Here is a 22,903-nt window from a genome sequence, read left to right as displayed (position 1 = left end):
TTTAGCGGTAATACTTGTTCGTCGCGGACCAGTCAGGGGGTTCGAGGCTGGTCGTCACGGAACAACTGCTGTTTCTAAATGCCTCAAGATACGGCAAAGTTGTACAGGAAAATCGGTTTTGTACAAGATTGCGTTTTTAGAAGACCGTACAGACCGTTCAATAATTCAGCGGCATGGAGCGAGTATGACTCACAGCGATATGGGTCGTCGCAAAGACGATCACCTCGATATCGTGCTGGACCGGCGCGCCAGTGTGCGTTCGTCTTTCTCCGGACTGGACGACATTCGCTTCGAACACTGTGCGCTGCCGGAGTTGAACCTGGACGAGGTGGACGTCAGCAGCTCGCTGCTGGGCGTAAAGCTGCGGGCGCCGCTGCTCATCAGCTCAATGACCGGCGGCGCCGACCGGGCCACTGCGATCAACCGTCATCTGGCAGAAGCCGCCCAGGCGCTGGGCATCGCGATGGGCGTCGGTTCCCAGCGCGTCGCCCTGCAAAGCGGCGGTGATCAGGGCCTGACCCGGGAGCTGCGACGTCTGGCGCCGGACATTGCGCTGCTGGGCAATATAGGCGCCGCACAATTGATCGAGCCTGACGGGCTGGACATGGCCCGCCGTGCCGTCGACATGCTTCAGGCCAACGCGCTGATCATTCATCTGAACCCGCTGCAGGAAGCGGTTCAGGTCGGCGGTGACCGCCACTGGCAGGGCATTCTTGAGGCGATCCACCGCGTGGTGCTCGGTGTTGGCGTGCCGGTGGTGGTCAAGGAAGTCGGCGCGGGCCTGTCGGCGGAGGTTGCGGTGGCGCTGGTGGATGCCGGGGTGCAGGTGCTGGATATCGCCGGGCTCGGCGGTACCAGTTGGGCGGCGGTGGAAGCCGAGCGCGCGCAGAATCCGGCCGACCGCGAAGTCGCCATGGCGTTTGCCCAGTGGGGCATTCCCACCGCCGTGAGCCTGGCCATGGTCCGCCAGGCGTTGCCGGACACGCCGCTGATCGCCTCGGGCGGTATTCACAACGGCATCGACGTGGCCAAGGCCATACGCCTGGGCGCGGATGTCGTCGGTCAGGCGGCTGGGGTGCTGCGCAACGCGACCCTCTCGACCGCTGCGGTGATCGAACACTTCGACATCGTTATTCGTCAGTTGCGCATTGCCTGTTTCTGCACGGGATCGGCTGATCTTCGCGCGCTTCGGACGGCGCGGCTGGTCTCCCCGGGCACCTTGCAGTCGTTGTTGTCATGACCCATTTTGCCGTCGTGGCGCCAGCGTTCTATAGCCACTTTCAGGCGTTTCAGGCCCTGGCCGGGACGCTGATTGACCGTGGCCATCAGGTTACTTTTTTTCAGCAGGCCGATGCGCGACGCTGGCTGAGCGATCCGCGCATCGGCTTCCATGCCCTTGGCGCCATCAGTCACCCGCCGGGCAGCCTCGAAGGGGCGTTGCGCCGTGCCGCCTGCTCCAACAATCCGTTGCGCCTGCGTCGGGTGATCCGCGACCTGTGTGACACCACCCGAATGTTCTGCGCCGAGCTGCCTTCGGCGCTGGCGGCCCGCCAGATCGAGGCGTTGCTATGCGACCAGATGGAGGCGGCAGGGGGGATGGTCGCCGAAGCGCTGGGCTTGCCCTTTGTCTCGGTGGCCTGCGCCTTGCCGATCAACCGCGAGCCGCACCTGCCGCTGCCGGTAATGCCCTTCGCCTATGCCACCGACGAGCGCAGCCGGCACATGTTCGAAGGCAGCCAAAAGGTTTACGACTGGCTGATGCGGCCGCTGGCCAAGGTGCTGCGTGAAGCCTCGCGACGCCTGGCCATTGAGCCCCGCGCAGGCCTGCATGACTGCCTCTCGCCATACGCACAGATCAGCCAGACCATCCCCGGTTTCGATTTCCCCCGTCAGGCTTCACCTTCGTGTTTTCACGCGGTCGGGCCGCTGCGAACCAATCAGTCGGAACGACAGGGCGAGTGGACGATTGATCCGGCACGGCCGTTCGTTTTTGCCAGCCTGGGCACGTTGCAGGGCGGTCGTTTTGACATGTTCAAGCGCATCGCCGTGGCCTGCCGGGCATTGGATGCGCAGTTGCTGATCGCCCATTGCGGCGGGCTCGACGCGCGGCAAGAGCAGCGGCTGATCAAGGCCGGCGCGAGCTGGGTCACTGATTTCGCGCCGCAGCAATGGGCGCTGCAACACGCCGATGCGGTGGTGACCCACGGCGGTTTGAACACGGTCATGGACGCCATTGTTTCGCGCACGCCGATGCTCGTCATGCCCATCGCCTTTGATCAACCGGGCGTGGCTGCGCGTGTGACTCACGCAGGCATTGGCCTGCAATTGCGCCGGGGCGCCGGGGCCGGGCAGATCCGCCAGCGACTGACGCAACTGCGCGGACTGTCCGCCGAGCCGTTTGAGCGTCTGGCGACTGAGCTGGCACAGGCCGGGGGCACGTCCCGCGCCGCCGATATTGTCGAAGCCGTGGTGCGAACGGGCGAGCCGGTAAGGGCAGGGCAGTTGCCATGACCTATGACTTGATACTCGCCGGCGGCGGGTTGGCCAACGGGCTGATCGCCTGGCGCCTCAAACAGCTGCGCCCGGAGTTGCGTGTGTTGTGCATCGAAGAACAGACGCACCTGGGCGGCAATCACACCTGGTCCTACCACGAAGGTGACCTCACCCCGGAACAGCACCACTGGCTGCAGTCGTTGGTGGTGCAGCGCTGGGCCGCGTATGACGTTCACTTCCCGCAACGTTCGCGCCGGCTGGACAGCGGCTACGCCAGCATCACCTCCGAGCGCTTCGCTCAGGTGATTCAACCGGCGCTGGGCGACGCGCTGCTGACGGGCCGACGCATTACCGAACTCACCCCGTATGGCGTTGTGCTGGACAGCGGCGAGCGGCTTCAGGCCAGCGCCGTGATCGATGGCCGCGGCGTGCAGGCGACCGCACACATGGTGCTGGGGCAGCAGGCGTTTCTGGGTCAACTGCTGCGCCTGAAAACGCCCCATGGCCTGACCGCCCCGATCATCATGGATGCCCGCGTCGCCCAAGGTGAGGGCTACCGCTTCGTCTACGTGCTGCCCTTTTCGGCGGACACGCTGCTGGTCGAAGACACCCATTACGTCGATCAGCATTCGTTTTCCGCAGAGCAGCTCCGTCAGCACATCGCCGATTACGCCGCTGAGCAGGGATGGGAGATCGTCGAATGCCTGCGTGAGGAGCAAGGCGTTTTGCCGATCACTCTGGCCGGGGACTTCGTCGGGTTCTGGCGTGAGGCGGCGGGCCAGCCACGGTCCGGCTTGCGGGCCGGCCTGTTTCATTGCACCACCGGTTACTCGCTGCCCCATGCGGTGCGGTTGGCAGAATGGATCGCCGGTCAGCGCACACTGGATGCCGAGTCGCTGGACGCAGGCATTCGCGCCATTGCTCACGAAGCCTGGCAATCCCAGCGCTTCTACCGGCTGCTCAATCGAATGCTGTTTCTGGCCGGACGTCCCTCCAATCGCTGGCAGGTAATGCAGCGATTTTATGGCCTGTCCGAGGGCCTGATCAGCCGTTTCTACGCAGGCCGCAGCACCGTGGCGGACAAGCTGCGAGTGCTGACCGGCAAACCTCCCGTGCCGATCAACGAGGCGGTCAAAGCCGCTGTTCGTTACTTGCCCAAGCATTATGAGAATTGAAATGACTCAAGCAAAAAGCGCAATTGTGATTGGCGCCGGTTTCGGCGGCCTGGCCTTGGCCATTCGGCTCCAGGCGGCGGGCGTGCAGACAACGCTGCTGGAAAAACGCGACAAGCCCGGCGGTCGGGCCTACGTTTACGAAGATCATGGCTTCACCTTCGACGCCGGTCCCACCGTCATCACTGATCCGACGGCCATCGAAGAGCTGTTCACCGCTGCGGGCAAATCCATCAAGGATTACGTCGAGCTGCTGCCGGTGTCGCCGTTTTATCGCTTGTGCTGGGAAGACGGGACGAAGTTCGATTACGCCAATGATCAGCCGTCGCTGGACAGGCAGATCGCTGCACTGAACCCCAACGACGTCGCCGGTTATCAGCGCTTCCTGGCCTACTCCAAAGAGGTGTTCAAAGAGGGCTACCTGAAACTCGGCGCGGTGCCGTTTCTGTCGTTCCGCGACATGGTCCAGGCCGGGCCGCAGTTGGCGCGGTTGCAGGCGTGGCGCAGCGTGTATTCGATGGTTTCGCAGTTCATCGAGGACGACAAACTGCGCCAGGCCTTTTCGTTTCACTCGCTGCTGGTGGGCGGCAACCCGTTCGCGACGTCCTCCATTTACACGCTGATCCATGCCCTCGAGCGTCAGTGGGGCGTGTGGTTTCCCAAAGGCGGCACCGGCGCGCTGGTTCAAGGCATGGTCAAGCTGTTCGAAGACATCGGCGGGCGCTTGGAGCTGAACGCCGATGTCGCCAGCATCGACACCAGCGCATCGCGGGTCACCGGGGTGCGGCTCAAGGATGGCCGGCAGATCAACGCCGACTGCGTGGCGTCCAATGCCGACGTCATGCACACCTACGCCGAACTGCTGGGTGGGCACCCCCGCGGGGTGCAGGAAGGCGCCCGTTTGAAGGGCAAGCGCTTCAGCAATTCGCTGTTTGTCATTCACTTCGGGCTCAAGCGCCCGCAACCGCAGTTGCAGCATCACACCGTGTGTTTCGGCCCGCGTTACAAGGCGCTGATCCAGGAGATTTTCAAAGGCGCGGCGCTGGCCGAAGACTTCTCGCTGTACCTGCATGCGCCGTGCATCACGGACCCGAGCCTGGCGCCGCCAGGCTGTTCCAGCCATTACGTGCTGTCGCCGGTGCCTCATCTGGGCAACGCCGACATTGACTGGGAAGTGGAAGGGCCGCGCTACCGTGATCGCATCTTCGCGTATCTGGAAAAGCACTACATGCCGGGCCTGCGCGAGGACCTGGTCACCAGCCGCATCTTCACGCCGCAGGACTTCAAGGGTGAGCTTAACGCGCACCTGGGCTCGGCGTTTTCCCTTGAGCCCATCCTGCGACAGAGCGCCTGGTTCCGCCCGCACAACCGCGACGCCAGCCTGAGCAATCTGTACCTGGTCGGCGCGGGCACGCACCCCGGCGCCGGCGTACCGGGCGTGATCGGTTCGGCCAAAGCCACCGCCGGGCTGATGCTGGAGGATCTGCACTCATGAGCAGCGCCGACCAGACGCTGCTCGACCACGCCACCCAGAGCATCGAAGTGGGTTCGAAAAGCTTTGCCGCGGCGTCACGCCTGTTTGACCCGGTGACGCGGCGCAGCGCCGTGATGCTGTACGCCTGGTGCCGCCATTGCGACGACGTCATCGACGGTCAGGAAGCGGGGCATTCGGCGACCGTGGTCAGTCAGCACGAGGTCATCGGGCGCCTGCAACGGCTGATCGCCCAGACCCACGCCGTCTACGCGGGGACACCGACCGACATCCCGGCATTCGAGGCGTTCAGGGAAGTGGTCCAGCGCCACGGGATCAAACAGCGTTACGCCCTGCAGCACCTGGACGGGTTCGCGATGGACGTGAGCCAGCGTGACTATCGACGCATTGAGGACACGCTGGAGTACTGCTACCACGTCGCCGGCGTGGTCGGCTTGATGATGGCGCAGATCATGGGCGTGAGTGACAAGGCGACCCTTGATCGCGCCTGTGACCTGGGCCTGGCGTTTCAGCTGACTAACATCGCGCGGGATATCGTCGAAGATGCCTCAGTGGGCCGCTGTTATCTGCCGGCTGACTGGCTTGATGAGCTGGGCATCCCGAGGGATCAGCTCGCCGATCCGCGCTATCGGCCGCAAGTGGCGGTGCTCGCGCAGCGACTGGTCGACATGGCTGAGCCGTATTACGAGAGTGCCAACGCCGGCCTCACCGCATTGCCGTGGCGGTCGGCGTGGGCGGTGGCGACGGCGGGGTGCGTCTATCGCGAGATCGGCGTGAAGGTCAGGCAGCGCGGCGCGCGTGCGTGGGATACGCGGGTGTCGACCAGCAAGCTGGACAAGTTGCGTCTGGTGTTGCTGGGGGCGTGGAAGGCTAGCGCGTCTCGAGGTCGGCACTGGCCGGCGCGACCTTCGCACCTGTGGCAACGTCCGGGTCGGCTTTGTGCAACGGACCGTCATGCAGCCGGCGAAGCTGGGCGCGCAGCCGAGTGACGCTCGGCGCGTAGAGAAAACCGAACGACACGCAACGCTCTTTGCCCGACACGGCGTGGTGCATCAGATGCGCCTGATACAGGCGCTTGAGGTAGCCATTGCGCTGCACGTATTTGAATGGCCAGCGCTTGTGCACCAGGCCGTCGTGGGCGATGAAATACAGGAAGCCGTAGGCGGTCATGCCCGCACCGATCCACTCCAACGGGTGCGCGCCCTGCGTGCCCAGTGCGATTAGCACGATGGCGAAACCGGCGAACACCACGGCAAACAGATCGTTCTTCTCGAACCAGCCGGTTCTCGGCTCATGGTGCGAGCGATGCCAGCCCCAGCCCCAACCGTGCATCACGTACTTGTGCGCAAACACGGCAAAGCCCTCCATGCCGATCACGGTTGCGAGAAATACCAGGGCGTTGATCATCATGTGTTCATCCGCGAGAAAGTCTCACCGTCAGACCAATAAAGCCCCGACGGTGTTCGGTGCGTGATTGTCGCATGCCGAGAACACAGGCGCAGGCCGGTTTGTCGCTTGATGCCATGCAGCACGGGCATTTGCGGTGTGGCGGCCTACGCTTTCCCGGCTGAAGCCGGTCCCACAGGTGGTAGCGGTGTCAGTGGGACCGGTTTCAGCCGGGAATAGGGCGATTTGAACGCCGCAAAATTCGCGGTGTGACAATTGACGCTTTCCCGGCTAAAGCCAGTCCCACAGGGTGAATGCAATTGTCAGTGGGACCGGCTTCAGCTGGGAAGAGGGCGATTTGAACGCCGCAAAATTCGCGGTGTGACGACTAACGCTTTCCCGGCTGAAGCCGGTCCCACAGGGTGAATGCGCTTGTTAGTGGGACCGGCTTCAGCCGGGAAGAGGGCGGTATTAACACCGCGAGATTTGCGGTGTGACGCCTGACGCTTTCCCGGCTAAAGCCGGTCCCACAGGGCGAATGCAATTTGTTAGTAGGACCGGCTTCAGCCAGTGCCACAGGGCGAATGCAATTTGTTAGTAGGACCGGCTTCAGCCGGGAAGAGGGTCGTGCCGGCGCCATCGGTTTACGGCCTGACGTAGACGTACGGCGTTGAGCAACGGTATCTTCGCGCGCTTTATTCTCCGTCGTTCAAGGATGATCAATGTTGCGCTCCTTTCCATCTTCCCGCCCGTTGATGCTGCGCCCAGTCTGCCGCTGGCTCCGGATGATCTCCATCGCCGGCGTGGTCTGTGCCGTGACGGCCTGTCAATCGCGGCAGGTGGCGTCTCCTGTTCCGGCCTCTGAGTCACCCGTCGCAGCTACCCCGAGCGCTGAGGAGATCAAAAAGCAGCGCTTTAACGCTTTCGTCAGGCGCTTCCAATCCAGCATCGCCGCCAACGCGCTGGAGGCCAACACCAATAGTCTTACGGGTGAGATTCGGCTGCTCATCAGCATCAATCGCAACAACGAGGTGGTGCGTTGCGAAGCCCGGGCCACGGGGCTGCTCACAGCGAATGCGCCGCTGGCCGAGCTCTCAAAGACGGCCTGCTGGAACGCGGTGTTTCCTGCCGTGCCACCCGATCGGCTCGATAAGGACGGTAACCTCGAAGTCGTGGCGCCGCTGATCTTTGTGCCGATGAACGATGCCCAGCGTGCCTCCATGCAGGGCCTCTACCAGCAATACGCGCAGGGACGGTATTTCGCCGAACGCACCTTGCTGAAGGCGCTACCGAGCAGCATTGGCGTGGTCACCTTCGAATACCTGGCGAACAAGCAGGGCAAAGTTGAGGGATGTGTGGTCAACCTTGAACGCCACCGCGAACGCCCGGATGCATTCACGTACGACAACGCCCTGCAGAGCCGGTTGACCGAGCAGTGCAAGCAGCTCGACATTGCGCAGATGCCCGGCTTCCTGGTGGACGAAACCGGGCAGGCCAGAGGCGCGGTGACGTTCAACTACAGCCCGTGGATGGCCGGCCCCGTGCGGCACTGATCGCGCCGCTAATCATGGGCCGGTCTCCTCGCTGACCTCGTCGCCTGAACGCCGTGCGTCTTAACCGACTGAACTGTGCTGGCCTGCTGCGGCCTCAGAATGACAACCGAAGAGGAAGCAGAGGCCAATGAACAACGACGAATTCAACCAGTACGACGCAGAACGCTTCCACGGTCAGGTCGCCGAGCAACTGGGCATCAGCGTGGATGAGCTGAAAACCTGGATGATCAACGACATCGAACGCGTCACTGAGGGCGGCAAGGACGTGGGGCACATGGTGGTGTTCCGCGAGTCCACGCCGGAAGAAGTGCTGGAAAAGCTCAAGAACCGCCAGAGTCATTTCACGGCGATGACCGGGGTGATCGAAAGCGAATAACGCGTCTGCGCAGCGGGGCATGAGCGCAGACCGGTCTGACAGACGGGGATGAGCCACAATGGACGTCTTCAGGATCGAACCGAGCGGTCCTCAGTGGAACCTGCTAAAGGCACACGGGTACAAGGTGCTTTTGTCCGCTGAGGAGCCATCCGCCCTTATCGATTACGTGCTCACGCTCACCCGGGGCAGGGGCGCCGTGATCCGCTTCGACGCCGACGGCGGGGTGCGTGAACTCCGTGTCGGAGCGCTGGATGATCCGGAGCTTGAAGGGTAAGCCCAGCCTCTCCCGGCTCAACGCAGATAACCCAAGCAAAAAAGCCAAAAAACGAGCAAAAAAAAGCCCGATCACTCGGGCTCTTTTTTGCCGCTCAGCCGTGTGTTATTTCGACGGGAGGGCGTAGGCGATCAGTGAGTCGCCCATCTTGGTGCCAAACGAGCCATGCCCACCGGCCATGATCACAACGTACTGCTTGCCGTTGCTCTCGTAGGTCATTGGCGTGGCCTGACCGCCCGCCGGCAAGCGTGCTTCCCAGACCAGGTCGCCGTTGGTGACGTTGTAGGCGCGCAGGTAGTTGTCCTGCGTGCCGGCGATGAACATCAGGTTGCCTGCGGTTGAGATCGGACCACCGAGCATCGGTACGCCGATTTTCAGCGGCGGCAACTGGATGCCCTTGAGGCTGTCGCGAACGGTGCCGATGCGTTTACGCCAGACCACGTCGTGGGTCTTCATGTCAACGCCAGCCACATAACCCCATGCCGGCTCTTTGCACGGCAGGCCCAGTGGCGAGAGGAAGGCGTTGATTTCCACGCCGTAAGGCACGCCGTACTGAGGCTGAATGCCCATTTCGGTACCGGTGCCGGTCCCAGTGAGACCTTCTTTCGGCCACAGTGGGTTGTTCGGCCCACGCGGGATCAGCTTGGACACGAACGGCAGCGCCATCGGGTTCATCAGCGCGACCTGACGGTCAGCGTTCACCGAAATGCCGCCCCACTCGAACACGCCCAGGTTACCCGGGAAGACCAGCGTCCCTTGCTCCGAAGGCGGCGTGTATTGGCCGTTATAAGAAAGCTGCTTGAAGATCACGCGGCAGACCAGTTGGTCGAACATCGTCGCGCCCCACATCTCCTTGTCGGACAACGTCTGAATCGACGTCAGGTTGAGGTCCGAGCGAGGCTGGGTCGGGCTGACCCGATCGCCTGGCGCGGCTTCACCGGCGGGCACTTGCATCTCGTGAACAGGCACGATCGGCTTGCCATCGCGACGGTCCAGCACGAAGAGGTTACCGGCCTTGGTCGGTACGTAGACCGCAGGGACGGCTTCACCCGTGCCGGTCTTGACGTCGGCCAGGGTTGGCTGAGCCGGTACATCCATGTCCCACAAGTCGTGGTGGGTGGTCTGGAAGCTCCACACCAACTTGCCGGTGGAACCGTTCATCGCCACGATCGAGCTGGCGTAACGCTCCATCACCGGGGTGCGGTTGCCGCCCCAGATGTCCGGCGTCGGGTTACCGGTTGGCACATAGACCACGTCGGTTTTAGCGTCGTAGGCCAGCGGTGCCCAGGCATTCGGCGAGTTGTTGACCAGGGTCTTGCCATCGCCCGGGATGGCGTTCGGGTCTTCTGCGCCGGTGTCGAAGATCCACTTCAGCGCGCCGGTGTTGACGTCATAGCCACGGATCGCGCCGGAAGGCTCATGCACCGACAGGTTGTCGGTCACCGAACCGCCGATGATCACCGTGGTGCCGGTCACGACAGGCGGGGAAGTGGGTTCCAGACCGCCCGGATACGGGTAGGGCTGCAAGTGCAACAAGTCGAGCTCGCCGTTTTTGGCGAAGTCGGCGCAGGGCGCCCCATTGTCAGCATTGATGGCGAACAGGCGACCATCGTTGACCGGCAGGAACACTTTGCGTGGGCAGCTGGTGGCGGCCGGCTGGGTGCCTTCCAGGCTTTTTGCAAACTGTGCGGTATCAGCCTGATCGAAGTACGCAACGCCGCGGCAGGTCAGGTGCTGGAACGACGGATCGGATTTGAGCTTGGGATCGAATCTCCACTTCTCTTCACCGGTGGCCGGGTCGAGCGCCACCAGGATCTGGTGGGTGGTGCAAATGTACATGTTGTCGCCGACCTTGATCGGCGTCAGCTCGTTGGTGGTTTCGCCGGAGTCATTGGCGGTCTTCGACTCACCGCTGTTGAAGGTCCAGGCCACCTGAAGGTCTTTGACGTTGCCTTCGTTGATCTGGGTCAGCGGCGAATAGCGCGTGCCCGACTGCGTGCGGCCGTAGGCAGGCCAGTCGCCGTTGGCAATGCCCTCGACAGGCTGATGCTGCGCCGGTTGCGCGGTCGCCATACTGCCGTTGATTTCCTGCGGGTCATTGAAGATGGCGTAGACCATCACCACAATCGCCAGCGCCAGTGTCGCCGATAAAAAGGTTTTGCCAGGCTTCAGGCGATCCGGAATATCCCGCGTGACTCCCGGGATCAGCAGCCACAAGCCCAACACCCCGAGGATGTCGAAACGCGGCACCAGGGCCCAGAAGTCCGTGCCTGCTTCCCACAGGCCCCAGACCACGGTGATCAGCATCAGCGCGCCATAGAGCCAGAGCGATGCAGCGGATCGTCGCCACAGCAGGACGGCGAATGCCAGCAGCGCAACGCCCAGGAACAGGTAATAAAAGGAGCCGCCCAACGTGAGCAGCCAGATACCGCCTACCAGCAGAAACAGGGCAAAGATGCCTGCAATGATGGAAGTGAAACGCCTCAGCCCTGAAGCTTTTGATAAGTCATTCATCGAAGTTCCCCCTTGGGATGTAATGCATGGACTGTGCGACTTATTTGGGGTTCAACTCCCGAAGGTGCTGTTTGGATGAAATGTTCAGGGGGTACTGAACACCTGTTCTTTCCAAGCATAGGCCGTGTTAACGATCTGATCGCGGTCAAAAAGCATTCAGACGGGAAACGCGCAACATTGCGAGGGTAGTCCCTGGGGACTAGAGTGATGTGCACCTTGTGCAAAATCGCATAAAGCCTGGAGGTGGGGCGCTGATGCCGGGCATCGATCTGCCGGCCAACCATGCGCTGGAATGTATGTTCTCTATCCACAACCTATTTAGCGAAACGCGGGCCACGACGGCGCTCTTACTGGCGGCCCTTGTAGTGGGCGCGTCCGGCTGCGCGAGCTCAGACGGCTTGTCTCTGGTGGACTACACCTCGGTAAGCGCCACGTCACCGCCGGCCAGACTCACCGGGCTGTGGTCCGGTCCCCATGCCGGAGGCGTCTTCTTCGTCGAGATTTTTCAGGACGGCAACTTGCGCACCTGCCTGAGCGCGCCTCCTTATTACCGTGCCATGGACGGGAAATTCGCTGACCACGCGTTGCACCTTGAGGACGGTACCCGAATCGAGTTCCGCAAGGTCGGCGGACAGCGCATCACGATTTACTCGCCTCCCGGCAAACCGGTCACGACACTGCAACGCAGCGCACCGGGCGCCACCGCTTCGCAGTGCTTCGCGGGCGCCGCCGACGTTCAGCAGAAGCTTTCCCATTGGGCTGCGCATTAGCCCGAGGCGAAGCGGTCTGCGACCTTCCCGTCATGTCTTTGCTGGCCGACTGACCTAATCGGCACGCCCGTCGCCATCAATCCAGGGGCAACGAGACTTTGACCTCAAGCCCGCCACTTCGCCGGTTGCGCAGGGTTAGCAAGCCACCGTGTTCAAGCACCGTGGCGCGTGCCGCTGATAATCCCAGCCCGACACCGCCGGTATTTTTGTTGCGCGAGCCTTCGATGCGATAGAAGGGCGCAAACACCTGTTCGTGCAGATCGATGGCAATGCCCGGTCCGCGATCCTGCACCAGAATTTCCACCCAATGGGCACGGGTGGTGAGTTCCACCCTGGCGTCGTAACCGTACTTGACGGCGTTATCGATCAGGTTGGCCAGGGCACGCTTGATGCCAACGGGGCGCCCGGTGTAAACGAAACGGCTGGCGCCGACGAATGCGACGTCCACGCCTGCATCCTTGAAATCATCGACCACTGTCAGCAACAGCTCGGCCAGATCGAATGCCGTGGGTGGTTCGAGTCGGGCGTCATCGCGAAAGAAATCCAGCGCGGAATTGACCATGGCCTGCATTTCGTCTACATCCCGGAACAGCTTGGTTTGCTGTTCGACCTCCTCGATGAATTCGCCTCGCAGTCGCATGCGCGTCAGTGGCGCGCGCAGGTCATGGGAAATGGCAGCAAGCATTTGCGTGCGGTCGTTGAGGAAGTGCTGGATCTGGGCCTGCATGGCATTGAACGCCAGGATCGCCTGGCGGATTTCATGGGGGCCGACCACGGCAATCGGCGGCGCGCGAAAATCCTTGCCGAAGCGTCGAGCACCTTCGGCAAATCGCTCCAGCGGTGAGGCCAGATGACGGGTCGCGATCAGCACGACCAGCAACGTCGACAACAGGGCCAGGATGACCACGATCAGATTGCGCTTGAACGGGTCGAGCCCCCACTTGCGTGTGGGCACTGAGAATTGCAACCAGGAGCCATCCGTCAGCTGCAGCATCAAGACGTAAGGCCGCTCGACGTGGCGGTCGCCCCAATCGTCTGGTTCATAGGCTTCGATGGTGGCGTCAGGCATCTCCAGCAACTTGCGCAGCATCTGTTGACCGTTGCTGAAGCCGGGCTCGTTGGTGTCGGGCAGGTACGCGTCTTCGTGGCGCAACAGCCACAGTACGTTGAACGTCTTGTCAGCGGCGGCGCTGGCAACGCTTGCCCGCTGCGGCGCGGGTGCGGCGTTGATAATCCGCCCGATGGTCGCGACTTTTTCCATCAGCCCGGTTTCCAGAATGGGCGGCCGCGCCCACACCCCGGCGAGCAGACTGAAGGCGCCGTTCAGGGCCAGCGACGTCAGCATCGCCAGCAGGGTGGTCAGGGCGATCCAGCCGGCCACCGTGTCGTGGAAACGTCTCAGTCGGGTGCGCCACCCCGCTAACACACTCATCGCCTCGTAACCGACGGGCTGAACAGATAACCGCCATTGCGGATCGTGCGAATCATCGGCTCGCTGTGCAGGTCCGCTTCAAGTTTGCGTCGCAATCGGCTGACCTGTACGTCAATGCTGCGATCAAATGCGTCATAGGCCTCGCCACGTGCCATGTCCAGCAACTGCTGGCGGGTGAGAACGCGCCGCGGGTGCTCGGCGAACACCAGCAGCAGTTCGAACTCGCCCGTGGACAGCGGGATCATGACTTTCTCGGGCGATCGCAACTCACGGCGGGTGACATCCAGCTGCCAATCGGCGAATTCCAGAACCGAGCGCGAGGCATCGCTTGGCACCGTTGCAGCCTCGCCCACGCGCCTCAGCACAGCTCGCACCCGGGCCAGCAGCTCGCGGGCGTCGAAGGGTTTGGTCAGGTAATCATCCGCCCCCAATTCAAGCCCGACGACGCGGTCGCTCAATTCACCCATGGCCGTCAGCATGATGACCGCGATGGGTTGACGGGTGCGCAGTTGCTGACAGAGCACAAGACCGCTTTCGCCTGGCAGCATCACGTCAAGAATGACCAGATCGGGCACCCGCTGTTCGACGGCCTGCCACAGCGAACGCCCGTCGGTGGCGACTGCCACACTGTAGCCATGCTGCTGGAGGAATTTCTGCAGGAGGGTCAGGACTTCAATGTCGTCATCGACCAGTAATAAGTGGCTCACGGATGGGCTCGCTGCGGCGCGTGGATTCATTGCGCACATCTAAGAGCATTCCGCGCGCCGCGTCATATATTTCAACTCGGCAATAAAGCGACAGGGGCGCAATAAAGCGGAAATTTTCAGGCAAGAAAGCGCAGGCAGTATCTCGCCCAGTCCTAGCCGAGATCATCTTGCATGCCCACTCTCAAACACGTTTCAACGGTCGCTCGCCTGTCCTTCGCCGTGGGCGTCGTTGTGCTCGCCAGCGGTTGCGCCGACAGGCCCTCAGTGCCGATCGGGCCTTGCGACGAGGTCCGCTATACGATTCATGACCCCGCCGAGTCGGTCAACCGTGGCATTTTCGCCTTCAACCGCAGCGTTGACGATTACGCCCTGGCGCCGGTCGCCCGGGGTTATCGCCACTTACCCAGCTTCTTTCAGGCAGGCGTTCATAACTTCGTCGCCAACTTTGGCGAGCCCAAGGTGTTCATCAACGATGTGCTGCAAGGCAACGGTAACCGTTCGGTCGCCACCCTCGGTCGCTTCGTGATCAATACCACCGTGGGCATTGTCGGCTTGATCGACGTTTCCGGCAGGATGGGCATCGAGCGCCATAAATCAGACTTCGGTCAGACGTTTGGCGTATGGAATATCGCCAACGGGCCCGTGGTCGAGCTGCCGTTGCTCGGCACGGGCAACCTTCGCGATGCGACCGGCAAAGTGCTGAGCTTCCTGGTCGACCCGCTGGGCAGCAACAGCGACACCGTTCAGGCCCTGGGTACCGTCAATACGGTGGGAGGCATCGTCGACGGCCGGGCCGAGCTGCTGCCCTCTACAGACCGATTGCGCACTCAGCCGGATTATTACGTCGCGTTGCGAGACACAGTGGCCAGCAAACGCGCGCGCCTGGTGCTGGAAGGAAAGGCAGGCGCGGTCACCTCAGCGCGCTCGACGTGTCCGGGGGATGAGCCTGATGACGAATAAAGCGCAAGCGGTGGTTCTGCAGCGAATCACCCGTAGACCCACTCCGGCGACCTTGCACAGCCGGGAAATCGAGCTGCGCCTGACCGATGATGGGCGCTACGTGATGCTCAGCCGATACCTCGAACGCTACGGCGACCCTGAAACCGCCTGGTGTGGCGTTCGGCATCACCGCGTGCCGGTGGCGCGCATGATTCGGTGGATGATCAGCTACGGGATCGCTGGAGCAGCGTTCGCTGAAACGAACGGGCCTGGAACCGATGCACCTGAACGCCGCTCGCAGGGCGGGCTATCCGCTGATCAGCGCTGAACCGCTATGCACTTGATTTCCACCAGCAGGCCCGGCCTGGCGAGTTCGCTCACGCCCAGACACGTCCATGCGCAGGTCCCCCGGGGGAAGACGCGGTCCTTCACCGCCCTGAATACGGGCATGTGACGGTGCAGATCGATGTGGTAAGTCGTCAGATCGACCACGTCTTCAAGGGTGCAGCCTCCAGCGGCGAGCACGAGCCTGAGGTTTTCCCAGGCGGCGATGAACTGCTGCTCCGGGTCTTCGATGACCGTCAACTCGGCGGTGCGACCGACCTGGCCGGCGCAATAAAGGGTTTTGCCGACCTTGACGGCAGGGGCATAGCACGCGCGCTCGGCGAGTAAACGCATTTCATCCGGAACGATGAGTTGACGGTCAGTCATGGAAGCGCAAGCCTGGAAGTCGGTCGGAGCCGCACGCTAGCGCAGGTGGCCGACGTGCGTCCAGGCTGAAGCTGGCATGTCGCTGTGGCCGCCCGGTTCGTCGCCCACGCGCTGCTCAAGGACATTCGGCCTTGCGTCTACGCCGGAATCACTGCAATGACGTCAATCTCCATTAGCCACTGCGGCTGCCCCAGCGCCGAGACCACCAGCCCGGTGGAGATCGGAAACACGCCTTTCAGCCACTTGCCCACCACCTGATACACCGCTTCGCGGTAGCGCGGGTCGATCAGGTAGATGGTGATCTTGACGATGTCCTGCAACTGGCTGCCGGCTTCTTCCAGCAGTTGCTTGACGTTTTTCATCGCCTGTTCCGCCTGGGCGCCGGCATCTCCCAGGCCAATCAAGTTGCCCTCGAAATCGGTGCCCAGTTGACCGCGCACGTACACCGTGTTGCCCGCGCGCACAGCTTGGCACAGGTCGTTGTCGAGCTTCTGGTTGGGGTAAGTGTCCTTGGTGTTGAACATGCGGATGCGGGTATGGGTTGGCATGGTTGACCTTTTCAGCGAAATGAAGGGAAGTGCGAGCGGCCTTCGCGGGTTCTGACCGAGACCACAGGCCGCTCATGTGAAGGCCTTAGATGGCCTGCGCTGGCAGTGGCGGCGCATCGAAATAATCGGCTCGCACGGCGGCCCCGATGAGGTTGACGATCAGGCGTCCGGCGGTGATGCAGCTGATGTTGTTGACGTCGGTGCCCGGAGTGATTTCGACGATGTCCATGCCCACCACCTTGCCCTTGTTCACCAGCCCGTGAATCAGCTTGCGCATCTGTACGTAAGTGACGCCGCCCAGCGCGGGCCCGGCGACCCCCGGCATGATCGATGGATCAAGGCCGTCGGCGTCTATCGTCAAGTAGTAGTTGCCGTTGTCCGGAATCTGATCAAGTACCGCCTGCATGCCATTGTCGTGCACATCGTAGGCGGTGATCAGATGGGCGCCGTAATCCACCGCCGCCTGGAAATCCGCCTGCCGGCCGCTGCCCTGAGCGCGCAGGCCGATCTGGAAAATCTCGCCGATGTGCTCCATTTCTGAAGCGCGACGAATCGGGCTCGAAAGGCCGTCGCGCACGCCATTGATCTCGTCACGCCAATCGAGGTGTGCGTCGATATGGATCAGCGTGATCGGGCCACGGCCCTCGTAGGCGCGAAGAATCGGGATTGGAATGCTGTGGTCGCCGCCGAGGATGATCGGCAGCGCGCCGGCGTCGAGAATTTTGCGGATGGCCTGCTCGGAGCGCAGGCCGTGACTGTTCAGATTGCCGGGATCGGCCGGGACGTTGCCACAGTCCACCACCTTCAGCGCGCGGTTGTCGTAGATCGGGCCGCCGACGTCGAAGTCATAGTGGTGCAGGGCGCGGCAGATGCGGTCGCTCATGGCGCGGATCGCGTCGGGGGCCTTGCTCTGGTCGTTGCTGATGTGCTCGGCGACATAGGCCTTGCCGTAGGGCATGCCAATGATTGCAATGTGGGCGTCAAGGGTGTCGAGGTCGGTGCAGATTGGCGACCACAGAAAGCTCTGGTGTTTTTTCGAAGGCGGAACAGTCAATGGGAAATCCATGGGGTGTCTCCTGAGCAGAATTGATAAAAAATAGCCGCGACAGCGTTCAGGCTTCCATGGAAAGGAAGCGCCGCAGTTCGGGCGTTCGAGGATTGGAAAAGAGGGTTTCGGGAGCGCCTGACTCATGCACCAGCCCCTGATGCATGAAGATCACCCGGTCACTGACACGCCGCGCGAAGGCCATTTCATGGGTGACCATAATCAGCGTCATGCCTTCTCTGGCCAGCCCTTCGACAACCTGCAGCACCTCGCCGACCAGCTCCGGGTCGAGCGCCGAGGTGATCTCGTCACAGAGCAGCACTTGCGGGTTCATCGCCAGCGAGCGGGCAATTGCCACGCGCTGCTGTTGCCCACCGGACAGTTGATCGGGGAGGGCATCGAAGCGCTCGCCCAGACCGACCCGGGTGAGCAGTTTGCGGGCGTGACGTTCGGCGTCGGCACGGGAGGTTCTCTGCACCAGACGCGGCGCGAGCATGACGTTCTGCCCGGCGCTCAAATGCGGGAACAGATTGAAATTCTGGAAAATCATGCCGACGTTCTGGCGCAGTTCGCGCAGCGCGTTGCGGTCATCCGGGCGCACCCGTTGTCCGTCAACCGTGACAGTGCCTGCCTGGTACGCCTCAAGGCCGTTCATGCAACGCAGCAGCGTGCTCTTGCCCGAGCCGCTTTTGCCGATGATGCACACCACTTCCTTGCGCGCGATCTGCAGGTCGACGCCTTTGAGCACTTCGTTGTCGCCGAAGCGTTTGCGCAGGCCTCGGATGTCCACCAGGGCAAAGCCCGGCCGGCGCTCGATATCGGGTAATACGTTCATTTGCAGGTCCTCTATCGGCGCAGTTTCTGTTCGAGCACGCGGCTGTACCAGGACAGCGGAAAGCACAGCGCGAAATACGTCAGCGCGACTGAGCCATAGATAAGAAACGGTTGGAAGGTGGCGTTGGTGATGATCTGTCCGGCGCGCGTCATCTCGACGAAACCGATCACCGACGTCAACGCGGTGGCCTTCACCACCTGCACCATGAAGCCGACGGTGGGGGCGATGCCGACCCGGACGGCCTGGGGCAGAATCACGTAGCGCATCTGCTCGCTGAAATTCAGCGCCAGGCTGCTGGACGCTTCCCATTGGCCGCGCTCTACAGACTCGATGCCGCCGCGCCAGATCTCGGTCAGGTAGGCGCTGGCGTACAACGTCAGGCACACCGACGCGGCCACCAGCGGCGTGGTTTCAATGCCGAAGATGGACAGGCCGAAATAAACCAGAAACAACTGCAACAGCAGCGGCGTGCCCTGGAACAGCTGCACGTAAAGAATCACCAGACCGCGCACCAGACGATTGCCGGTCAGGCGCAGTATTACCAGCAACGCCCCCACCAGGCCGCCGCCGATAAACGCGATTAGCGACAGAACGACGGTCCAGCGCATCGCCAGCAGCAGGTTCCGGGCGATGTCCCACAGGGTGAATTCGAACATGGGTTTAACCCTCAACGACCGAAGATGAAGCGCGGCCCGACCCAGTTGAGCAGGCGGCGCAGGGCGACGGCGAGCATCAGGTACAGGCCTGCCACCACGATGTAGGTTTCGAAATTGCGGAACGAATTACTGGCGATCTGGTTGGCCGCGTAGGTCAGTTCTTCGGTCGAGATCTGGCTGCACACCGCCGAGCCCAGCATGATGATGACGATCTGACCGACCAGCGTTGGCCACACGCGTTTAAGCGCAGGCGGCAGCACTACCCGGGTGAAAATCTGCCAGCGGTCAAGGGCCAGGCTCTGCGCCGCTTCGATCTGGCCGTCCGGCGTGGCCTCGATGCCCGAGCGTGCAATCTCGCTAACGTAGGCTGCCAGATTGATCACGTTGGCGACGATGGCGGCAGTCAGCGCAGTCATCTTCAGTCCCAAACCGGGCAGCCCGAAGAAAATGAAAAACAGCTGAATGATGAACGGCGTGTTGCGGATCAGTTCGACATACAGGCCCACCGACCAGCGCGCCCATTTCGGGCCTTTGCTGCGCACCAGCCCGCAGCCAATGCCCAGCACTGTCCCGAGCGCCGCCGAAAATAACGTCAGGAAAATCGTCAGCAGCATGCCGTCCAGCAGCAGTGGCCACTGCTTGAGTACAACCGAGAAATCCAGAGTCATGAGGCGTGGGCCTTGGCGCAATCAAAGTGAGGAATAAGTGCTCGAACCTTGGGTAAACGCTCTAGGTGGCCGAGCCGCTCAAGCAGCACGTGGGCGTGGTCGGCGCCAATAACCGGCGCTGCGCAGTGCAGAAATTTGCTGTTCAACTGTGCCGCAGAAAGGGGATTGAATGCCGACCCCAGAGGCATGGCGCAGAAGCGTTCCACCCGGGTGCCGTCCTTGCACCTCACGCTGACCCAGGCACCTTCTGGCGCCGACACCCGCAGGTCCGATTGCCAGCGGTCACTGCTGAGCATCTGCACGCGGCGCATCAGCCGTTGCAGGTCGGGGCGGTTGATGGCGGCCTCGGTCAGCGAGTCGAGGGTGATGTCCTCCAGCAGGCAAGTCGCCGCTATGGCGAACGGCATGCTGAACTGCGCAGGCTGACGCTGTGTCGGCGCGTAGTGAATCAGGTTCTGCCGAACAATGGGCGGCACGTCGCAGACAATCTCCACGATCTCGTCAACGCTGAAAGACGCCTCGCGCAAAATGCCTCTCAGCGCATCGACCGCCGCGTGAGAGGACAGGCAAATCGGTATGCGCTTGATGTCAACGCCGGGGCTGAGCAGGCTCCATTCGTGGCCCAGAGCAGGCAACGGCAAGAGTACGCCGTCGTTAAACATCACGGACAGGCCTCGGCTGTGCTCGACGATGTCCAAAGGACCCTGGCTGCCGTGGCTGGCCAACAATGCGGCCATCACGCCGACCTCGCTGGCGCGTCCGGCCATGAGTATTTTCGCGTCGGTGCCGAAGCCGGCTTTCAGTCCGCCGGTGCCGGTCAACGCCAAGCCCAGTGCCGACGCGGTTTGCGCCGCATTCAGCCCAAGTGCATGGCACGCCGCTGCACAGGCCCCCACGACGCCGAGCACGCCGGTGGTCCACCAGCCAAGATCGTAGATCTGCCGCGTCAGCGCCTTGGCCAGGGCGTATTCACATTCGGCGCCGACCACGAACGCGGTGAGCAGCGCAGCGCCGTCCAGATCGCCCATTTGCGTCACGGCCAGTGCCGCCGGCAGGATCACCACCGAGCCATGGACGAAGCCGGCGTAGCAGTTGTCGTCGAAATCCAGCGCATGCCCGGCCGTGCCGTTGACGAACGCCGCTGCCGGCGCGCTGAGCGGTTGGCGGCTGCCAAGCACCGTCGCATCGCCGGTGGCGGCCGTCAGTCGGCTGACCGCGCGGGCCTGGGCGGCGACGTCGCTATGGCTGCCGGCGATCGCCACCCCCAGGGTGTCGATCACGCAACGTTTGGCGGCCAGTTGCACCGTCAAGGGGATGTCTGCCAGCCGTACCGTCGCGCTCCAGCGCGCCAGCTCGACGAGGGTGGGGGAGAGGGCGCCCATGGTTACTCTGGAAGCTCGCCAGCCGGAGCGCCCAGCCATTTCTGACTGATGGCATCGAGGGTGCCGTCGGCCTTGGCTTCACGGATGATCTCGTTGACCCGTGCGCGCAACTCTGGCTGGTCCTTGTTCATGCCGATGTAGTTGGGTGCATTGGACAGCACCACCTTGAGTGCCATATCCATGTTCGGGTTCTTCTGCTTCAGTGCGGCAGCGACAGTGGTGCCGATGGCGACCATTTGAGTCTGCCCGGACAGGAACGCCGAGATGGTGCTGTTGTTGTCTTCAAAGCGTTTGGTCACGGCTTGCGGGGCGGCGTCGGTCAGCTCGCGGTCTTGCATCGAGCCGCGTGTCACAGACACCGTTTTACCAGCCATATCGCCCAGGGTTTTGACCGGCAGGGCGGCTGCGCCGAACACCGCGTCGAAGAACGGCGAGTAGGCGATGCTGTAATCGATAACCTTCTCGCGCTCGGCAGTCTTGCCCAGGGAGGAGATCGTGAAGTCGGCTTTACCCGACTGAATGTAAGCCACGCGGTTGGGCGCGGTGACCGGCACCAGCTGCAGTTTGACGCCGAGTTTTTTCGCCATCAGCGCGGCGACGTCGATGTCCAGGCCTTGAGGGGTCATGTCGGGTCCGACGTAGCCGTAGGGCGGGTAGTCCACCGGCACGGCGACGCGCAGCTGTTTGCTTTTCAGAATGTGCTCCAGCCCATCGCCGGCCTGGGCTGAAGGACTGGAAAGCAGGGCGGTGGCAAACACGCTACAGAGGCCTGCCACAATCAGGGATTTGCTGAACAGCTTGGACGCAGTGAGGTTCATGGTGGTGCTCCAGAGGTCAAGCGGATAGGAATTTATGTCATACGCAGCAGGCTGCGGGTTCAGCCCAGGTCCCACCACTCACCCAGGCTCAACAGCTTTTCTTCGGTCTGTGTCACCGAAGCTTCGGCGTCCTGATTGGAATGGGCCGACATGAGCGCGACCAGCATTTCGCTCACCAGCATCGCGGGCACGATGGTGTCGTAGAAAGATGGGGTCTGGTTCTTGACGATGATGGTTTCAGCGGCCATCCGGGCCGTTGGTGAGGTCACGCTGTCGGTGATGGTGATGATGCGCACGCCTTGCTGGTGCAGGTAGTTGGTCAGGGTGATCAGGCGCCGTGAATAACGTGGCAGGCTGCAGACCAGCGCGACGTCCTTGGCGCTGGTCTGGTTGATGATCGACATTACGCCGCTCTCGCCGGCGCCTTCTACCAGTCGCACGTTCTTCGCGAAATACGAGGCGACATGGGCAAACTGGAACGCCACGCCGAAGGACGAGCGCATGCCCAGGCAATACACCTGTCTGGCGCCGGCCAGCAGGGCCACGGCCCTGGACATCGCGCCAAGGTTGTCGTGGCTGCACATCGAACGGATCTGCTCGATGGCATTGTTAGCCATGTCTTCGATGACCTGATGTTCACCGACGCGCTGTTTGAGTTCGACCAGGCCGTGGGCGCGGGAACCATAGGCGCTGCTGTTGCCACGCAGCGATTCGATGAACAACTCGCGCAAATCGTCATACCCGGGCATGCCCATGCGTTTGGCCAGGCGGGTCATGGTCGACGGCGGCACATTGGCCAGCCGCGCCAGGTCACGCATGGACATCACCGCGACTTCATGCAGGTTGTCGAGAATAAAACTCGCGGCTGCGCGCTCTTGCCGGGGAAAGGTCTCGAACTGCTGCTTGAGCTGGGCGCAAAGATGGTCACGGTTCATCTGCAATGCCACGAATGGAAGCGGGAGATAACGTGAGGATTGCAACAGTTGTGCCGGAATTTTCAGCGGTGATTCAAATGAACCACTTTCAGGTAGCGGGGCTTCGCCGCATGCACCGGTACTCCGCGTGCGGATCGTTCATTTTTGATCGGCTTGGTTCAAAAAACGATTCGGGTGAATGGCTGGCAAAGAGGGAA

At 62.2% G+C, this 22,903-nt stretch carries 24 protein-coding genes; 11 read left to right on the top strand and 13 right to left on the bottom strand.

Features of this window, described 5'->3' with window-relative positions; all coding sequences use genetic code 11:
* The first annotated feature begins 184 nt into the window (after positions 1-184).
* The 5 genes from fni to VF672_RS02465 are packed head-to-tail and all read left to right on the top strand — an operon-like array spanning position 185 to position 6,146.
* The gene (gene fni, locus VF672_RS02485; RefSeq protein ID WP_331101106.1) at positions 185-1,240 is read left to right on the top strand and encodes a type 2 isopentenyl-diphosphate Delta-isomerase; all 1,056 of its coding nucleotides are present in this window, start codon (positions 185-187) and stop codon (positions 1,238-1,240) included.
* Positions 1,237-2,511, top strand: a complete 1,275-nt coding sequence (locus VF672_RS02480; protein WP_331101104.1) for a glycosyltransferase — start codon at positions 1,237-1,239, stop codon at positions 2,509-2,511. Before fni ends, VF672_RS02480 begins: the two co-directional genes overlap by 4 nt.
* Positions 2,508-3,668: a lycopene beta-cyclase CrtY gene (gene crtY / locus VF672_RS02475; protein WP_331101102.1), complete on the top strand. Its 1,161-nt coding sequence runs from the start codon at positions 2,508-2,510 to the stop codon at positions 3,666-3,668. The genes VF672_RS02480 and crtY overlap by 4 nt, the downstream gene beginning before the upstream one ends.
* Before the next feature lies 1 nt (position 3,669).
* Positions 3,670-5,160, top strand: coding sequence for a phytoene desaturase (locus VF672_RS02470; protein ID WP_331101100.1), 1,491 nt, complete (start codon positions 3,670-3,672; stop codon positions 5,158-5,160).
* Complete coding sequence (locus tag VF672_RS02465; RefSeq protein ID WP_331101098.1) at positions 5,157-6,146, top strand: phytoene/squalene synthase family protein; 990 nt, start codon at positions 5,157-5,159, stop codon at positions 6,144-6,146. The genes VF672_RS02470 and VF672_RS02465 overlap by 4 nt, the downstream gene beginning before the upstream one ends.
* On the opposite strand, the gene VF672_RS02460 is transcribed toward VF672_RS02465, so the two are convergent.
* Entirely contained in the window at positions 6,028-6,567 is a 540-nt protein-coding gene (locus VF672_RS02460) for a sterol desaturase family protein (RefSeq protein WP_331101096.1), read from the bottom strand. The genes VF672_RS02465 and VF672_RS02460 overlap by 119 nt on opposite strands.
* Positions 6,568-7,265: 698 nt before the next feature.
* Here VF672_RS02460 and VF672_RS02455 point away from each other — a divergent pair.
* The 3 genes from VF672_RS02455 (at position 7,266) to VF672_RS02445 (ending at position 8,746) form a co-directional block, all read left to right on the top strand.
* Entirely contained in the window at positions 7,266-8,096 is an 831-nt protein-coding gene (locus tag VF672_RS02455) for a hypothetical protein (protein WP_331101094.1), read from the top strand.
* Positions 8,097-8,223: 127 nt separating this feature from the next.
* A complete protein-coding gene (locus tag VF672_RS02450; RefSeq protein WP_331101092.1) occupies positions 8,224-8,472 on the top strand; it encodes a hypothetical protein in 249 nt (82 codons plus the stop codon).
* A gap of 58 nt (positions 8,473-8,530) precedes the next feature.
* Entirely contained in the window at positions 8,531-8,746 is a 216-nt protein-coding gene (locus VF672_RS02445) for a hypothetical protein (RefSeq protein WP_331101090.1), read from the top strand.
* A gap of 105 nt (positions 8,747-8,851) precedes the next feature.
* On the opposite strand, the gene VF672_RS02440 is transcribed toward VF672_RS02445, so the two are convergent.
* Complete coding sequence (locus VF672_RS02440; RefSeq protein ID WP_331101088.1) at positions 8,852-11,260, bottom strand: glucose/quinate/shikimate family membrane-bound PQQ-dependent dehydrogenase; 2,409 nt, start codon at positions 11,258-11,260, stop codon at positions 8,852-8,854.
* A 254-nt stretch (positions 11,261-11,514) separates the two neighbouring features.
* Here VF672_RS02440 and VF672_RS02435 point away from each other — a divergent pair, with 254 nt between their 5' ends.
* Positions 11,515-12,030 (top strand): hypothetical protein, encoded by a 516-nt coding sequence (locus VF672_RS02435; protein WP_331101086.1) that lies wholly within the window; start codon positions 11,515-11,517, stop codon positions 12,028-12,030.
* A gap of 76 nt (positions 12,031-12,106) precedes the next feature.
* Here VF672_RS02435 and VF672_RS02430 read toward each other — a convergent pair whose 3' ends face one another.
* Positions 12,107-13,462 carry an ATP-binding protein gene (locus VF672_RS02430; RefSeq protein WP_331101084.1) on the bottom strand — a complete coding sequence of 452 codons (1,356 nt, stop codon included), beginning with the start codon at positions 13,460-13,462 and terminating at the stop codon, positions 12,107-12,109.
* The gene (locus VF672_RS02425; protein ID WP_331101082.1) at positions 13,459-14,169 is read right to left on the bottom strand and encodes a response regulator transcription factor; all 711 of its coding nucleotides are present in this window, start codon (positions 14,167-14,169) and stop codon (positions 13,459-13,461) included. The genes VF672_RS02430 and VF672_RS02425 overlap by 4 nt, the downstream gene beginning before the upstream one ends.
* Before the next feature lie 171 nt (positions 14,170-14,340).
* Between VF672_RS02425 and VF672_RS02420 the strand changes: the two genes are divergently transcribed.
* Positions 14,341-15,129, top strand: a complete 789-nt coding sequence (locus tag VF672_RS02420; protein ID WP_331101079.1) for a VacJ family lipoprotein — start codon at positions 14,341-14,343, stop codon at positions 15,127-15,129.
* Positions 15,119-15,436, top strand: a complete 318-nt coding sequence (locus tag VF672_RS02415) for a hypothetical protein (protein WP_331101077.1) — start codon at positions 15,119-15,121, stop codon at positions 15,434-15,436. The genes VF672_RS02420 and VF672_RS02415 overlap by 11 nt, the downstream gene beginning before the upstream one ends.
* Here the strand turns inward: VF672_RS02415 and VF672_RS02410 are convergent.
* The 9 genes from VF672_RS02410 to VF672_RS02370 form a co-directional block, all read right to left on the bottom strand.
* The gene (locus VF672_RS02410) at positions 15,427-15,819 is read right to left on the bottom strand and encodes a RidA family protein (protein ID WP_331101074.1); all 393 of its coding nucleotides are present in this window, start codon (positions 15,817-15,819) and stop codon (positions 15,427-15,429) included. The two genes, VF672_RS02415 and VF672_RS02410, sit on opposite strands and share 10 nt — an antisense overlap.
* 137 nt (positions 15,820-15,956) lie before the next feature.
* Positions 15,957-16,367, bottom strand: coding sequence for a RidA family protein (locus tag VF672_RS02405; protein WP_331101072.1), 411 nt, complete (start codon positions 16,365-16,367; stop codon positions 15,957-15,959).
* 85 nt (positions 16,368-16,452) lie between these two features.
* Positions 16,453-17,433: an agmatinase gene (locus tag VF672_RS02400; protein WP_331101070.1), complete on the bottom strand. Its 981-nt coding sequence runs from the start codon at positions 17,431-17,433 to the stop codon at positions 16,453-16,455.
* A gap of 46 nt (positions 17,434-17,479) precedes the next feature.
* Entirely contained in the window at positions 17,480-18,247 is a 768-nt protein-coding gene (locus VF672_RS02395; RefSeq protein ID WP_331101068.1) for an amino acid ABC transporter ATP-binding protein, read from the bottom strand.
* Positions 18,248-18,258: 11 nt separating this feature from the next.
* Positions 18,259-18,903, bottom strand: a complete 645-nt coding sequence (locus VF672_RS02390) for an amino acid ABC transporter permease (RefSeq protein WP_331101066.1) — start codon at positions 18,901-18,903, stop codon at positions 18,259-18,261.
* A gap of 11 nt (positions 18,904-18,914) precedes the next feature.
* A complete protein-coding gene (locus VF672_RS02385) occupies positions 18,915-19,571 on the bottom strand; it encodes an amino acid ABC transporter permease (RefSeq protein ID WP_331101064.1) in 657 nt (218 codons plus the stop codon).
* Positions 19,568-20,953 (bottom strand): MmgE/PrpD family protein, encoded by a 1,386-nt coding sequence (locus VF672_RS02380; RefSeq protein WP_331101062.1) that lies wholly within the window; start codon positions 20,951-20,953, stop codon positions 19,568-19,570. Before VF672_RS02380 ends, VF672_RS02385 begins: the two co-directional genes overlap by 4 nt.
* Positions 20,954-20,955: 2 nt before the next feature.
* Positions 20,956-21,771 (bottom strand): transporter substrate-binding domain-containing protein, encoded by an 816-nt coding sequence (locus VF672_RS02375; protein ID WP_331101060.1) that lies wholly within the window; start codon positions 21,769-21,771, stop codon positions 20,956-20,958.
* Positions 21,772-21,830: 59 nt separating this feature from the next.
* On the bottom strand, positions 21,831-22,706 hold the full coding sequence (locus VF672_RS02370; RefSeq protein WP_331101058.1) for a MurR/RpiR family transcriptional regulator: 876 nt from the start codon (positions 22,704-22,706) through the stop codon (positions 21,831-21,833).
* Between the last annotated feature and the right edge of the window lie 197 nt (positions 22,707-22,903).

It is taken from the genome of Pseudomonas sp. (assembly GCF_036387035.1).
Classification (GTDB): Bacteria; Pseudomonadota; Gammaproteobacteria; order Pseudomonadales; family Pseudomonadaceae; genus Aquipseudomonas.
The sequence above is the reverse complement of the archived record's forward strand: the minus strand, read 5'-3'. Positions and strand labels throughout refer to the sequence as shown.

Coding starts and splice junctions, on each gene's coding strand:
- VF672_RS02400 (WP_331101070.1), bottom strand. CDS start 17,433: ATGGATTTCCCATTGACTGTTCCGCCTTCGAAAAAACACCAGAGCTTT.
- VF672_RS02410 (WP_331101074.1), bottom strand. CDS start 15,819: ATGACTGACCGTCAACTCATCGTTCCGGATGAAATGCGTTTACTCGCC.
- VF672_RS02435 (WP_331101086.1), top strand. CDS start 11,515: ATGCCGGGCATCGATCTGCCGGCCAACCATGCGCTGGAATGTATGTTC.
- VF672_RS02430 (WP_331101084.1), bottom strand. CDS start 13,462: ATGAGTGTGTTAGCGGGGTGGCGCACCCGACTGAGACGTTTCCACGAC.
- VF672_RS02480 (WP_331101104.1), top strand. CDS start 1,237: ATGACCCATTTTGCCGTCGTGGCGCCAGCGTTCTATAGCCACTTTCAG.
- VF672_RS02460 (WP_331101096.1), bottom strand. CDS start 6,567: ATGATGATCAACGCCCTGGTATTTCTCGCAACCGTGATCGGCATGGAG.
- VF672_RS02445 (WP_331101090.1), top strand. CDS start 8,531: ATGGACGTCTTCAGGATCGAACCGAGCGGTCCTCAGTGGAACCTGCTA.
- VF672_RS02450 (WP_331101092.1), top strand. CDS start 8,224: ATGAACAACGACGAATTCAACCAGTACGACGCAGAACGCTTCCACGGT.
- VF672_RS02370 (WP_331101058.1), bottom strand. CDS start 22,706: ATGAACCGTGACCATCTTTGCGCCCAGCTCAAGCAGCAGTTCGAGACC.
- crtY (WP_331101102.1), top strand. CDS start 2,508: ATGACCTATGACTTGATACTCGCCGGCGGCGGGTTGGCCAACGGGCTG.
- VF672_RS02395 (WP_331101068.1), bottom strand. CDS start 18,247: ATGAACGTATTACCCGATATCGAGCGCCGGCCGGGCTTTGCCCTGGTG.
- VF672_RS02405 (WP_331101072.1), bottom strand. CDS start 16,367: ATGCCAACCCATACCCGCATCCGCATGTTCAACACCAAGGACACTTAC.
- VF672_RS02375 (WP_331101060.1), bottom strand. CDS start 21,771: ATGAACCTCACTGCGTCCAAGCTGTTCAGCAAATCCCTGATTGTGGCA.
- VF672_RS02415 (WP_331101077.1), top strand. CDS start 15,119: ATGACGAATAAAGCGCAAGCGGTGGTTCTGCAGCGAATCACCCGTAGA.
- VF672_RS02385 (WP_331101064.1), bottom strand. CDS start 19,571: ATGACTCTGGATTTCTCGGTTGTACTCAAGCAGTGGCCACTGCTGCTG.
- VF672_RS02390 (WP_331101066.1), bottom strand. CDS start 18,903: ATGTTCGAATTCACCCTGTGGGACATCGCCCGGAACCTGCTGCTGGCG.
- VF672_RS02380 (WP_331101062.1), bottom strand. CDS start 20,953: ATGGGCGCCCTCTCCCCCACCCTCGTCGAGCTGGCGCGCTGGAGCGCG.
- VF672_RS02455 (WP_331101094.1), top strand. CDS start 7,266: ATGTTGCGCTCCTTTCCATCTTCCCGCCCGTTGATGCTGCGCCCAGTC.
- fni (WP_331101106.1), top strand. CDS start 185: ATGACTCACAGCGATATGGGTCGTCGCAAAGACGATCACCTCGATATC.
- VF672_RS02470 (WP_331101100.1), top strand. CDS start 3,670: ATGACTCAAGCAAAAAGCGCAATTGTGATTGGCGCCGGTTTCGGCGGC.
- VF672_RS02440 (WP_331101088.1), bottom strand. CDS start 11,260: ATGAATGACTTATCAAAAGCTTCAGGGCTGAGGCGTTTCACTTCCATC.
- VF672_RS02420 (WP_331101079.1), top strand. CDS start 14,341: ATGCCCACTCTCAAACACGTTTCAACGGTCGCTCGCCTGTCCTTCGCC.
- VF672_RS02465 (WP_331101098.1), top strand. CDS start 5,157: ATGAGCAGCGCCGACCAGACGCTGCTCGACCACGCCACCCAGAGCATC.